This is a genomic window from Acinetobacter pullicarnis, from assembly GCF_006352475.1.
Lineage (GTDB): Bacteria > Pseudomonadota > Gammaproteobacteria > Pseudomonadales > Moraxellaceae > Acinetobacter > Acinetobacter pullicarnis.
The window spans coordinates 1,761,223-1,775,133 of record NZ_VCMZ01000001.1 but is presented as its reverse complement, the minus strand read 5'-3'; the positions used below and the strand labels follow the sequence as shown (position 1 = coordinate 1,775,133).

Below are 13,911 nucleotides of genomic sequence, written 5' to 3'. Positions count from 1 at the left end.
CTTTGATATTTCGATATTAAAATGCTACAGCCATTCCTAGGCCGCAGCATTGAAGCAGGCGTAAATACCTGATTATTTACCTTTTACAAATGAAGCATCAAGATATTGCTCGAATGCATGGTAGTTAATCCGGTCATACAATTCTTGACGGGTTTGCATGGTATCGACCACATTCTTTTGCGTGCCTTCAGTACGCAAAGTTTGATAGACATTTTCAGCCGCTTTGTTCATAGCACGGAATGCAGAAAGCGGATAAAGCGCAATGCTCACATCAGCCGAAGCCAATTCTGCAGTGGTGAATAATGGCGTAGAACCAAACTCAGTAATGTTGGCCAAGATTGGAATCTTAACCGCATCTGCAAATTGTTTGTACATTGCCAACTCAGTAATGGCTTCTGGGAACAACATGTCAGCGCCTGCTTCTGCATAAGCGCCAGCACGGTCAATCGCTGCTTGTAAACCATCAACCGCCAATGCATCGGTACGTGCCATAATCACAAATTTTTCATCTGTACGTGCATCAACTGCCGCTTTAATACGGTCAACCATTTCTTGTTGCGTTACAATGGCTTTGTTTGGACGGTGACCACAACGTTTTGCACCGACTTGATCTTCAATGTGCATCGCTGCAGCACCGAATTTAATCAATGACTTCGTAGTACGTGCGATGTTAAATGCAGATGCACCAAAGCCTGTATCGGCATCAACCAATAAGGGTAAATCGCATACATCAGTAATACGGCGAACATCGGTTAAGACATCATCAAGATTACTAATACCCAAATCTGGTAAACCCAAAGAACCCGCAGCAACACCGCCACCAGAAAGATAAATGGCTTTATAACCAGCACGTTGTGCCAATAAAGCATGGTTTGCATTGATTGCGCCAACCACTTGTAGCGGATGTTCGCTTGCAACGGCATCTCTAAATTTTTGACCTGCTGATAAATATGACATAAGGATTTCCGCTCTCCGTGTTAACTCAGCTATTAATTAAGCTAAATGTTGTTCGATGTTTTGATAAGAATGTGCAATGTGGCGACGCATAAGCAGTTCAGCCAATTCGGCATCACCTTCTGCAATCGCATCTAAAATATGAATATGCTCAGAAAGTGCTTTATGTGCACGATGTGGTGTTTTCGAATACTGAATCCGATACATCCGCATCACATGGTATAGCTCATCGCATAGCATGTTTTCTAAGGTTTTATTGCCACAATTTTTGATGATGCAATAATGAAAATCGTCGTGGCCTTCCTGCAAGTAATAGCCCTTGCCCTCTTTAAAATCTGGATCTTCTGCATGCATATAAAGCATTTCGCGCAAATTTAGAATTTGCTGCTTATCAATGCTTTGTGCCGCAAGTCGACAAGCCAGGCCTTCGAGATTTTCTCGAATTTGATATAACTCAAGTAATTGTTGATTGGATAATGATACGACCCGTGCCCCGACATGTGCGGTACGCTCAACCAATTTCTGCCCTTCCAGACGATGGATCGCTTCACGCAATGGCCCACGCCCAACGCCGTAGACACGTACCAGTTCAGGCTCAGAGATTTTACTGCCTGGTGCCATTTCACCACTGACAATCGCCATCTGAATTTTTTTAAAAACCTGATCGGTTAATGTTTCAGAAGTTCCCTGTTTCGCTGTTTGTGTCAATTCGTCAGCACCCATACTGTCAACAATATTTAAAGTAACTCATTTAAAATAAGACTAAATTTAGAATTAATCAACCATATTGTCGACAATATTTAATTTGAGCGCGTTTTTGCGACTAAGGTATAAGCGCTGCACATTGCTCCCAATAGTATTCCACTTGGTTTACATGATTGGTGCACTTGGAAATTTAAGCTGCGAATTCGCCACAATCGAATACACCGTTCATTCAAATGACTTAAAAATGTTGAGCGTGTATGTTTCGGAAAATATCAACCAATGTCGGTAGCGTATCGACAAGGTTTCGCTTTGATGGCGTTGAAACAAGGGGGGATGTGGAACCATTAAAGTCTTTGCTGATTCAGATCCTCTTCATCTCAGTTAATGGTCACTTGAAATTAACCTCTCCTTGGAAAAGAGAGGCTGGGAAAGGTGCTTTTAAGCTTTGCTTTAACTTTTTAATTCGGCTGAGACGATTCCAAAACCTGCAACCCACTCACTGATCGGTTCATAACAATGTAGCGTCATGTCATATTCGCCCAATACCGAAAATGCTGCAAACGCGGCCATCCAACAACGGACTTCTTGCCCACCTCGCCCACCTTCTTTGCAAATATCAGCCGTAGTCATGGCTTCTAATGCTGCAAAATCGGCCTGTTTAAATTTTTCAAGTAAAGCAATATCCCAGTCTGGATGCAGTGGTAACGCAACCGACTGATCACCTGCTGCCAAACGCTGACCAACGGAAATCACTTTCGCTTGACGTGCCGCGCGTGATTCAGCAGTGGGATTACGCCCCCCGATTAAAAACGCTTCAGTCTCGGCAGATACTGCACCCATTTGTGGTGTTGGTGGATCATGTGAAAGTCCGCCAGTTCCCAAAATCAGTACCCGTTCATTTTCAAGATCTAATGACTGAATAAAGTGCCCAACAGCTAGGCCCAATGCAATCGCCCTTTTGGTGGTGGGCAGTGGTGCTGCAGCGCCATTAATAAAAATTGGAATAGTTGAATAGCGATCGAGTTGACCGCCATAAAGAAAATGCAAGGGCTGGGTTATTCCGTGATCAATTTGCATCCGATACGAATATGCAATATCAACACCACCATCTAACACTTGTGCCACTAAATCAAGCGCTGTGTCTTCAGGCACATTGATTTCACCTGGGCCATAATTCCAATCACCTGCTGCTGTGGCCCGTATACCCACGCAAAAACTCGGCATAAGATCATAAAAAAAACCATTAAAGTGATCCGAACCAAAGCCAATGATTAAAGTCGGATCATAGGCTTTGACCTCAGCAGCCATTTGAGCAAAAGTCTCACGAACTTTATGTGCTTTGGCTGGATCTTGTGGTGATGCAAACTCCATTAAAGGACTATGCGAAGCACAAATCAGTTTAACCGCCATATTTTTTTCCTTCTCTTTATTCTTTTATATAGATCGGTTTAAAACAGTACATCTCAAAACAAATCGTTCCTAAATCAGCTTCAATCATTTCTCAACCAACGATTCAGCTTTTCTAACGGATGCTTCACTGAACAATGGACGATCGGCAAATTACTTCACGCCGTGTACCGTTAAATAACCTTTAATCACCGCATTAAATTCTTCAGCTTTCTCAACTTGCGACCAATGGCCACATTGGCTGAAAATATGTGCATCCGCATAAGGGACTGTATTTAAAATCTCCCATGAACGAGAGACTGGAATCACCACATCTTGCACACCGTGAATCAACAACACTGGGACATTAATCACTTTCATCTTTTCAAAATCGAGTGGAAAATCAAAACGATCACGATCACGGGCTGCAACAACTTCTGACAATCGATCAAAAGCAGCATCATTTTTTGCAGCTTGGTAACGAACTTTGACTAATTCATCAGTAATTAAAGCTTGGTTGACTACAAACATCGATAGCGTTTGTTTAATCCCTTCTTCAGTTAACACTGGATTTGCATGTGCTTTGAGTGCAGCAGTTTGCATTGCCCCACCGGTCCCCATGGAAACAATCCCCAAGATCCGTTCTGGATAATCCAACACCATTTGAAAGGCTAACCATCCGCCCAAGGAATTACCCACGATCCAGGTTTTCTCAATACCCAATGCATCGAGTGTACGCACGGCATGATCAACCCAAGCCCGAATTCCATAAGCCGTATTTGGTGCAACAACCGTTTGACCATAGCCAATTGAATCAATCGCGATACAGCGTGCTTGCTCACCAATTTGAGGTAAATTGAGCCACCAATTTGCCGCGGCTGATACGCCTGTACCTGAACCATGTAAAAATAGTATTGGGGTTCCTACACCGACTTCGTGGTAATGGGTGAGCTCACCTTCAGCGGTTTCAATCCATTGATCATCCAAGCCAAAAAATGAGTCGGTTTTATAATCTGGAATTTGTACAGTAGTCATATTTAATGCTCTTTGTTCTATTGTCATTTTAAATAATTAGGCTTCGGCTTGTTTTTCTTTTGACAGCGTTAATGCTAAATCTTCAATCATGTCTTCTTGCCCGCCCACCGTGCCGCGACGCCCCAATTCCATCAAGATTTCACGTGCAGACACGTCATATTTGGCTTCAGCTCGTTTCGCAAACAACAAGAAGGATGAATAAACACCGGCATAACCTAAAGTTGCCGCGTCACGATCGGCACGAATCGGATGCAACATCATCGGAACCACTAAATCTTCAGCAACGTCTTGAACTTTAAACAAGTCAACGCCTGTGTCCCAGCCCATCCGGTTTGTCACAGCAATAAACAGCTCAAGCGGTGTATTGCCTGCTCCTGCGCCCAGCCCTGCCGCAGCCAAGTCCACGCGAATGGCACCAGCCTTTACTGCAGCAATACTATTTGCCACACCCATACCTAGGTTGTGATGGCCATGAAAACCCAACTCAATACTTGAATCTAAGCCTTGACGTAATAAATCAACACGCGCAGTGACGTCTTGCGGCAGCATATAGCCTGCTGAATCCGTGACATAAATACAATTTGCACCATAGGACACCATCTTCTGCGCTTCTTCGAGTAATTTCTGTGGTGATGCTAGATGCGCCATCATCAAAAAACCGACCGTATCCATTTCTAACTGACGTGCAGCCGTAATATGTTGTTCTGCGCAATCGGCTTCGGTACAGTGGGTCGCAACACGAATGGTGGATACCCCGATCTCATGCGCCATTTTCAAATGGTCAACCGTACCAATCCCAGGGAGCAGCAAAGCAGAGATTTTGGCATGTTTCATCCGGGGTACCACCGCAGTCAAATAGGCTTCATCGCTTGCCGCAGCAAAACCGTAGTTCACCGATGCCCCGCCCAGACCATCGCCGTGGGTCACTTCAATTAATGGAACGCCGGCATCATCAAGTGCAGTCGAAATCGCAATCATCTGTTCAATGCTGATTTGATGGCGCTGTGGATGCATCCCATCACGTAAGGTCATATCGTGCACAATAATTTTAGACATGTGGTTGCCCCTTAAGCTTCAACGTTTGTGAATAAATGTGCTGCGAACATCTCTGCGGTACGCACCGCAGCGGCGGTCATAATGTCGAGATTCCCAGCATACTTCGGCAAGAAATCACCAAGACCTTCAAGTTCAAGATAAATAGACACGCGATTTCCATCAAAAATAGGGCCATTGACCAAGCGATAACCCGGTACATATTTTTGAACCTCTTGGATCATGGCAGCTACGGATGCAGCAATCGCAACCTGATCTGGGGTATCTGCAACAAGACAGTGCACGGTGTCACGCATCATTAAGGGTGGTTCAGCAGGATTAATAATAATGATCGCTTTACCTTGCTTTGCACCGCCCACCTGCTCAATGGCATTGGCGGTGGTTCGGGTGAACTCATCAATATTCTTGCGGGTGCCTGGGCCAACCGATTTACTTGATACTGTTGCGATAATTTCACCATATTCAACCGTTTGAACACGTGATACCGCTGCAACCATGGGAATCGTTGCTTGACCACCGCAAGTCACCATATTGAAATTTGGGCGTTCACCACCTTGAAGTAAGCCATCAAGGTTCACTGGTGGGACACAGAAAGGACCAATCGCGGCCGGAGTTAAATCAATCATGAGCACTCCTAGTTGATTCAACTTGCGGCTGTTTTCGGCATGGATATAGGCCGTGGTCGCATCGAATGCAATTTTAATATCGCCTTCAACTACGTATGGAATTAAACCATCAACTCCATCAGCTGTGATTCTTAAACCCATTTTGGCAGCACGTGCCAAGCCTCCAGAGCTAGGATCTATGCCGACCATCCAAACAGGTTCTAACCATTCACTACGTTGTAATTTATAGAGTAAATCTGTCCCAATATTGCCAGGTCCAATTATTGCGCATTTAATTTTTTTCATCGTTCTATACTCTTAAAAGTCCGTTTATTGAGTAGTGAATACCGCAGTAACTGAACCCAAGCCCTCTATTTCTACTTTAAACGTATCCCCTGGATTGACTGTAACCATAGGCCCAAGTGCTCCAGTTAAAATAATGTCGCCAGCCAATAGTGGACGACCACGACGCACCATCTCATCGGCTAACCACACTGCTGCATTTAGCGGATTGGCCAAACAGTCGTGACCAATGCCATTGGATACCAATTCATGCCCACGGGTCATGCTCATATAGCAATTGGCAAGATCCAAATTTTCAAGTTTTACTGGACGTGAACCCAAGACAAAAGCAGCAGCAGAAGCATTGTCAGCTACGGTATCAATTAAACTAATTTTCCAGTTTTCTATACGGCTATCGACCACTTCAATTGCAGGCAGTGCATAGGCCGTTGCATTAATAATATCGACATAAGTATGCTTGTCTTGGGTCAAATCTTGTTTGATGATCAAGGCAATTTCGGCTTCAACTTTGGCTTGAATCAGTAAACCCACCGGAATCGCGTCACCATCTCCATAGGCCATATCCGCAAATAACATTCCAAAATCAGGTTGATCAACTCCTAATTGCATTTGTACCACTTTAGAGGTTAGCCCAATTTTACGACCGACCAGACGACGACCTTCCGCAAGCGCGCGTAAGGTATTGAGGTCCTGCACTGCATAGGCAATATCCACATCTGCCTTTTCAGCACCGAGTTGTGGGCGAACGGGCGCAATCGCCGTTTGTGATAAAGCCGCAGCGCGAAGCGCCGAGGCAACTGACTCAATAACAGCAGAATTCGACATTATTTTCCCCTTAGGCAGTACAATGAGATTTTTTTCATTAAAATTTGATAGATCATTGGCAGCATTTTTAAAATGCTGAGCAGCTTCAGCCCTATTTCTAGCTTAATCTTGTCACGGGTAATGAATAGAAAAGCCCAATACAACTGGCCGTATTTAGCATCGATAAAATGCTATTTTTATGCAAATCGTTATTTTATTTTTTATCATAGCTAAAACTGATCCATGCAGTTTTGCAGCTGTCTAATTATTTGGCTAGGACCTACACGCTATTATCAATTTCCTATAAAAATCAAATAAAATCAAATAGAAAGCAACTTAAATACAATTAAAACAAAAATAAAAAACCGATCAAAGCCCAATAAAATCATCGATATTTTAAATAGGTAGTACCAATAGTGCTATTTTCTACGACCAATAGCCAATAAGCGTCTGCATTTTAGTTCAGCGTAAAATTTTATTATCTCAAACTAAGATATTGTTTTGACACATTATAAAAAATATAGCCCCAGATAATAATAATGCATTTCTATGCCTTATATTCGAGCCCGATAAAAACTTAATTTATTTTTTTATAGATAATTGATAGAAATAAATGATTGAAAGATCATAAAAATATATTCAACCAAACCAATTAATAGCTTTAACATCATATACTTACGATTTAAATATTTACTCATTCAAATTTTCGGGATCAAAATAACGACTATAGACTAGCTTGTTCTAACTTCAGGATTCACAGTTAATCATTTTAATGATGTATGGAATGGATTTCGCTGTGAATACAAAGCAAATAAATTACAACACCCAAGTGGCAATTTTAGGGGCTGGTCCTGTCGGCTTGACGATCGCCAACTATTTGAGTAAACAAGGTATTTCAGTCATTGTGGTGGAGAAACTTGATCATTTGATTGACTATCCTCGTGCGATTGGTATTGATGATGAATCCTTACGTACGATTCAATCACTTGGTTTAATTGAAAAAGTGTTACCACATACCACGCCAAATCACGCGATGCGCTTTTTAACTCCGAAAGGTCATTGTTTTGCAGATATTCAGCCCATGACCCGCGAATTTGGCTGGCCACGGCGTAATGCATTTATTCAGCCACAAGTAGATCAAGTTCTATTAAAAAGCCTTCAACAGTATGAAACGGCACAGATTTTATTTTCACGTGATTTGACACAATTTAGTCAAGATACAGATGGCGTCAGCTTAAATATTGCAACAAAAGATAAGCAAGCCGAACTGATCCAAGCACAATATTTGATTGCTTGTGATGGCGGTAATTCGATTGTTCGGCGTACATTAAAGATTGGTTTTGAGGGTAAAACTGCACCTAATCAATGGATTGTGATTGATCTTGAAAATGATCCTTTGGCAACACCACATGTTTATTTATGCTGTGATCCAATACGACCATACGTTTCTGCTGCTCTCCCACATGGGATCCGCCGTTTTGAATTTATGGTGATGCCAGATGAAACACAAGAAGAACTCAGTAAGCCAGAAAATATAAACAAACTGCTCGCCAAAGTACTGCCAACTACTGAAAATATTGAAGTCATTCGGCAACGTGTCTACACACATAATGCCCGTATTGCCGAGAAATTTCGGGTTGATCGCATCTTATTGGCAGGTGACGCGGCACATGTTATGCCTGTTTGGCAAGGCCAAGGCTATAACAGTGGTATGCGTGATGCATTCAATTTGGCTTGGAAAGTTGCCTTGGTGGTCACGGGAAAATCCGGTGCTGCACTGCTTGACTCTTATCAGTTAGAACGTAAAACACATGCCAAAGCGATGATCGACCTTTCTGTTATGGCAGGTTATGTATTAGCACCACCGAAAGTTTGGCAAGGTAAGCTGCGAGACAGTATTGCTTATGCCTTAAATTATATTAAACCCATCAAACAATATTTATTAGAGATGCGGTTTAAACCAATGCCCAAATACTTTGAGGGAGCACTGATCACAGACGGCAGCAAACACACCCCGATTGGTAAGATGTTTATCCAGCCACGCGTCAAAATTGAGTCAGGAGAAACGGTTTTACTCGATGATGTCCTTGGCAATCATTTTGCAATTATTGCTTGGGGGGTTAATCCACAATGGGGACTTGATGCTGCAACGCTGCAAAAATGGCAAGCCTTAGGGGTGAAATTTATTCAAGTGCTACCTGCCGTGCAAATGCAGAATCCGCAACGCAAAAAAATCGATGGTGTTATCACGATTGGTGATCTTGATATTGAGATCCGCACTTGGTTTGCTAAAACCACGCAATCCATTGTGATTTTGCGTCCCGACCGTTTTGTAGCAGCACTGGGGATCCCACAAACCCTAAACACGATTAGTCATGCGTTATTTGCCAAACTCTACGCCTAAGTATTTATTGAACACAAGGCGACGTAAGCAGTGGCCTTGTAAGCAAACTCACATAATATTGAGGTTATAATGTTGCCTTAATATCTCTAAAATCAAATTACTGGCTGCATTTTTTTGGTTTTTACGGTAACTCACATACAATCCAATCATCGGTAAAGGTTCAACTGTATTTTTGACGACCACCTTGTCTCCCAATAGCGGGATGACATACATCGGCACCAAACTCCATCCAACCCCCATCCCCACTAAATTTACATTTAATAAAATGTTAGTTGAATATTGAATCACATTTGGACTGAGTTTTTCTTGCCTAAAAAAATCCTGAATAATGTTGTACAGCTGAGGGGATGCAGTAGCATCGCTTATCACAAATTCTTGTTGGTTAAAGCTTTTCAGACTAATCTGTTTTAATTCAGCAGCAGCCGAATCTTTAGGAATAATCAAAACCAAAGGCTCTTGAAATATCTCTAAGGATTCAAAAGCGCTGTTATCATCGATATAACGGGTGAACGCAATATCAATTTCACCATCTTTTAATGCTTGGAACTGCTGTGCATCGGTCAAGCTTTTAAAATGAATATTTAAATCGGGAAAATGTGTGCGGATCTTCGGCATGATATAGGGAAAGACCTTCATTTCCGCGACTGGGGTAAAGCCAATATTGAGCTGGTGGCTATTTAACATTGAAATTTGACGTGCATCGTGTATGGCTTTATTGGCATGTGCTAAGCAAAGTACCGCCTCTTTTAAAAAAACTTCCCCCTCCTCGGTGAGTTCAACCTTACGGTTATTTCGCAATAACAGTTGTACCCCAACCTCTTGTTCTAAATCTTTAATTTGCTGGCTTAATGAGGGTTGTACCGTGCACATGCGCTCTGCTGCTTTGGTAAAATTGAGCTCTTCTGCAACAGCCACAAAATAGCGTAAATGACGTAGTTCCATACATATACTTTTTATTCCAGAGTTGCCCAATAAAATACATCAAAAACTCGAACTTGATCTTGATCTAAGAAAAAAATTTATAGCATTTCCAATCATTAAACTTCTTTCATCTGTCCTTTTAACGCCTCCTTTGAGAAGAAAAACATAGTGCTTAAAACACGGATAAAAGCGGTCTATTACTTTTTACTTAGCATCGTTTAGGATTTATTCTGCCTTTAAGTCAGCTCATTCATCTTCTATTTTTTATTTATAACTAGGTTTAAAACGATATGTTTTTACTATGACTTGATCACAAATGACTATCTAAGATTAAGCACATGAAATATATAAAATAATAATTAAAAATATGATCTAAAACATTTATTTTCCTATTTTTAAAACTGAACAACTGCTATTTTCATTATTTTATCGGCATGGGAACCGACTATTGTCTTGGTATTTATGCATCGGGATTAAACCGATACTAAGCGGATAAATCGTCAATGAAAAGATTTATATACTATTGATGGAGATCAATCATGACACAAATACAAACAGGGAAAGTGCAAAGGATCTTTACGATATTTTTGTGTTTTTGGGTCGCATTTTTTGAGGGTTTTGATCTTCAAGCACCAGGCATTGCAGCCAAAGGAATTGCCGCAACTTTTTCATTAGATCAAGTACAGATCGGCTATGTATTTAGTTTAGGTGTATTTGGGATGCTATTCGGCGCATTCTTTGGTGGGCGCATTGCAGATTATTGGGGACAAAAAAAAGTATTAATGCTTTCCATTGCGATCTTTGGTTTTTTTATGACGGCAACCGCATTTGCCACACACACCGAAGTCTTATATATCGCCCGCTTTTTTACCGGTTTAGGATTAGGTGCTGCAATGCCAACCATGATTTCAGTCGTTGGTGATGAAGCAACTGAACAGAATCGCGGAAAGTTAAATAGCTTAATGTATTGCGGTTTGCCAGTTGGCGCAATTTTCGTTGCGAGTCTTGCCTTATTATTTTCCGATATCAAATGGCAAACCTTATTTTTCATTGGCGGTCTAACACCACTGGTTTTAATTCCATTGATGGCCTTGGTGCTTAAAGACAAGCCACATCCTCTAACCCAAACACCAACACCAACACCCGCTATACCAAACATGGCACAGGTATTATTTAAAAATCAACAATATAAGCACACCTTACCGCTTTGGGTCAGTTTTTTCTTTACCTTAATGATTAATTATATTTTGATTAACTGGTTACCGAATTTACTGATGGGCCAAGGTCTAGAAAAACAGCAAGCCTTTATGGTGATGTTGGTCTTCCAAGTCGGTGCGGTCATTGGAACCTTAGCATTGGGCTATTTACTGGACCGCCTGAAACTTTGGCAATTGGCAAGTATTATTTATTGCGGCCTACTCCTTGCACTTAGTCTCTTATTCACCACAACCTCAATCCCCGTATTAATTCTCGCCGGTGTTATGGGCGGTATTTTCTCGACAGGAGGACAATCTATCCTTTACGGGATCTCACCGATTTTCTATTCAGGTTTGGGTAAAGTTACCGGGGTCGGCAGCGCGATTTCTTTGGGTCGTTTAGGTGCAATGACGGGTCCCTTACTCACCGGGAAAATTTTAGCCTTAGGTTGTGGAACCGCGGGCATCTTAATGCTGAGTTTACCTGCCCTCGTCATTTCAGCGGTCGCTGTCACCACGCTTTCAAAATATAAATCGACTCTTAAATAGCCTGAACATCCTGTCACATCAGCATGCCAAAACACTAAAAATAAGAAACAATTGATCAATGATATTTTTGTGCACGCATAAGCTAAAACGAAAGGGACAACATCGCTATTCCGATTGAGCAAAAATGCATGAAATAATGGAATGTCGGATCCACTTAATAAACATCAAAGGATTGTTTTATAATGATAAAAATAATAAACCAACACATACTCAGCCTAGCGCTTATTGGTACGACCCTCCCCACGGTTCAAGCACAATCGGAGAAAATACCAAAACCACCCAATATTATGATTATTCTGGCAGATGATTTGGGCTTCTCTGACCTCAGTGCCTATGGTAGTGAAATTCAAACACCGCATATCGACAGCTTATTAAAACAAGGCAAAATATTATCGAATGTGCATGCATCATCCATGTGTTCACCCACCCGCGCTCAATTAATGACAGGTGCAGATAATCATCTCGTTGGTCTCGGTGCAATGTACGAAGCGGCAGAAAAACAAGAAGCTGTGGTTGGCGCTGATAGCCCACGAGTGCTCCTCAAACGCGATGGTTATTCAGGCCATTTAACTCAAAATGCCTATACCCTTGCTGAAATCTTAAAACAAAAAGACTATTACACTTTTATGGTAGGTAAATGGCATCTTGGCTTTAGCCCTGAACAAAATCCCAAAGCACGTGGTTTCGATCAGTCTTTTGCTTTACTCGATGGTTTTGATTTGCATTTCAAAGATCAGCCCAAAAACTATCCACGCAATACTCAATATACTGAAAATGGGGAAAAGGCTGTACTTCCTCAAGACTATTATTCCACCGACTATTTCACCCAAAAAACCTTTGAATACTTAAGTAAAAATAAACAAGACCAACCATTTTTTGCCTATTTGGCCTATACCGCACCACATTGGCCAATTCAAGCACCTGAGCACTACCTTGATCTTTATAAAGGAAAATATGATCAGGGCTATGAAGTGATTCGGAAGCAGCGCTTTGAAAAACAGAAAAAATTGGGGTTAATTCCCTTAAATGCTGAATTTCCTATCGAGCGTGGAAACCAAGCCATTGAAAGCAAAAGTTGGGATCAACTTGATGCGCAGCAACGTCAATATGAAGCGCGCAAAATGGAGGTCTATGCCGGAATGATCACGCATTTAGATGATCGTATTGGTGATGTGATTCAATACCTTAAAAAACATAAACAGTATGACAACACCCTCATCGTCTTTATGTCCGATAACGGTGCTGAGGGAGGTCGCCATGACTTTCCAATGGGCGATGCCGATAATCGCTATGAAAATATTGGCAAAGCCACATCCTATATTTATATGGGACCGCGTTGGGCAGAAGTTAGTAGTACGCCATTTACCTACTGGAAAGCGGCTGCAGCAGAAGGTGCTGTACGTGTTCCATTCTTGGTGAAATACCCAACCCAGTTGTCTAAAGACCGCGGCATCAATGCACAATTTGCAACCGTGCGCGATATTTTCCCAACATTGATGGAAATTGCTGGAATTCATGCTAGCCAGCTCTACCCTGCCTCTAGTCAGAAGATTCGACCTTCCGGTTACAGCTTACTGCCAGCATTTAAAAGCAATACCGCACGGATTCGCCCGGTTAGCACTTTTGACTTTAAAGAGTTACACGGCAGCCGCTATGCGAAAAATGATGAGTGGAAACTACTTGAAAATTCAGCCGCTAAATTCAAAAGTCATGGCTGGGAACTTTATAATCTGAAACGGGATTTCAATGAACAACACAATGTCTATGCTCAGAACCCTAAAATTGTAAAAATCTTAAGTGATCAATATCGACAATATGCGATTAAAAATGGCGTGGTAGATTTTGCGGAGTATTCAAAAAGATAGAATAATAACTTGAATGTGTTATGAAAAAACCGGTATTCGCTCGCATCACAGCGTAGGTTTTTTCATCGCGTTTTCTTGGTACTTTAATTACTTCAACATCTTCAGCAATGAAGTATTTTCAATCTGTATTC

Annotated in this window: 11 protein-coding genes; 3 read left to right on the top strand and 8 right to left on the bottom strand. The window is 41.7% G+C overall.

The features are described 5' to 3' along the window. Nucleotides 1-72: 72 nt before the first annotated feature. From prpB to FD716_RS07755, 7 genes are all read right to left on the bottom strand, one after another. Entirely contained in the window at nt 73-957 is an 885-nt protein-coding gene (gene prpB / locus FD716_RS07785) for a methylisocitrate lyase (RefSeq protein ID WP_139851770.1), read from the bottom strand. A 36-nt stretch (nt 958-993) separates the two neighbouring features. Continuing rightward, the gene (locus tag FD716_RS07780; protein WP_139851769.1) at nt 994-1,677 is read right to left on the bottom strand and encodes a GntR family transcriptional regulator; all 684 of its coding nucleotides are present in this window, start codon (nt 1,675-1,677) and stop codon (nt 994-996) included. A gap of 432 nt (nt 1,678-2,109) precedes the next feature. After that, the gene (locus tag FD716_RS07775) at nt 2,110-3,069 is read right to left on the bottom strand and encodes a 3-carboxyethylcatechol 2,3-dioxygenase (protein WP_139851768.1); all 960 of its coding nucleotides are present in this window, start codon (nt 3,067-3,069) and stop codon (nt 2,110-2,112) included. A gap of 150 nt (nt 3,070-3,219) precedes the next feature. Beyond that, nucleotides 3,220-4,080, bottom strand: coding sequence for an alpha/beta fold hydrolase (locus FD716_RS07770; RefSeq protein ID WP_139851767.1), 861 nt, complete (start codon nt 4,078-4,080; stop codon nt 3,220-3,222). Nucleotides 4,081-4,116: 36 nt separating this feature from the next. Continuing rightward, nucleotides 4,117-5,136 (bottom strand): 4-hydroxy-2-oxovalerate aldolase, encoded by a 1,020-nt coding sequence (dmpG, locus tag FD716_RS07765; RefSeq protein ID WP_139851766.1) that lies wholly within the window; start codon nt 5,134-5,136, stop codon nt 4,117-4,119. Nucleotides 5,137-5,147: 11 nt separating this feature from the next. After that, on the bottom strand, nt 5,148-6,044 hold the full coding sequence (locus FD716_RS07760) for an acetaldehyde dehydrogenase (acetylating) (RefSeq protein ID WP_139851765.1): 897 nt from the start codon (nt 6,042-6,044) through the stop codon (nt 5,148-5,150). Nucleotides 6,045-6,068: 24 nt separating this feature from the next. Continuing rightward, nucleotides 6,069-6,866 carry a fumarylacetoacetate hydrolase family protein gene (locus FD716_RS07755; RefSeq protein WP_139851764.1) on the bottom strand — a complete coding sequence of 266 codons (798 nt, stop codon included), beginning with the start codon at nt 6,864-6,866 and terminating at the stop codon, nt 6,069-6,071. Nucleotides 6,867-7,629: 763 nt separating this feature from the next. Between FD716_RS07755 and FD716_RS07750 the strand changes: the two genes are divergently transcribed. Further along, nucleotides 7,630-9,249, top strand: a complete 1,620-nt coding sequence (locus FD716_RS07750) for a bifunctional 3-(3-hydroxy-phenyl)propionate/3-hydroxycinnamic acid hydroxylase (protein ID WP_139851763.1) — start codon at nt 7,630-7,632, stop codon at nt 9,247-9,249. 48 nt (nt 9,250-9,297) lie between these two features. Here FD716_RS07750 and FD716_RS07745 read toward each other — a convergent pair whose 3' ends face one another. Then, complete coding sequence (locus FD716_RS07745; RefSeq protein ID WP_139851762.1) at nt 9,298-10,191, bottom strand: LysR substrate-binding domain-containing protein; 894 nt, start codon at nt 10,189-10,191, stop codon at nt 9,298-9,300. A 518-nt stretch (nt 10,192-10,709) separates the two neighbouring features. Between FD716_RS07745 and mhpT the strand changes: the two genes are divergently transcribed. After that, complete coding sequence (gene mhpT / locus FD716_RS07740) at nt 10,710-11,915, top strand: 3-(3-hydroxy-phenyl)propionate transporter MhpT (RefSeq protein ID WP_139851761.1); 1,206 nt, start codon at nt 10,710-10,712, stop codon at nt 11,913-11,915. A 182-nt stretch (nt 11,916-12,097) separates the two neighbouring features. Continuing rightward, the gene (locus FD716_RS07735) at nt 12,098-13,780 is read left to right on the top strand and encodes an arylsulfatase (protein ID WP_139851760.1); all 1,683 of its coding nucleotides are present in this window, start codon (nt 12,098-12,100) and stop codon (nt 13,778-13,780) included. Nucleotides 13,781-13,911 lie beyond the last annotated feature (131 nt).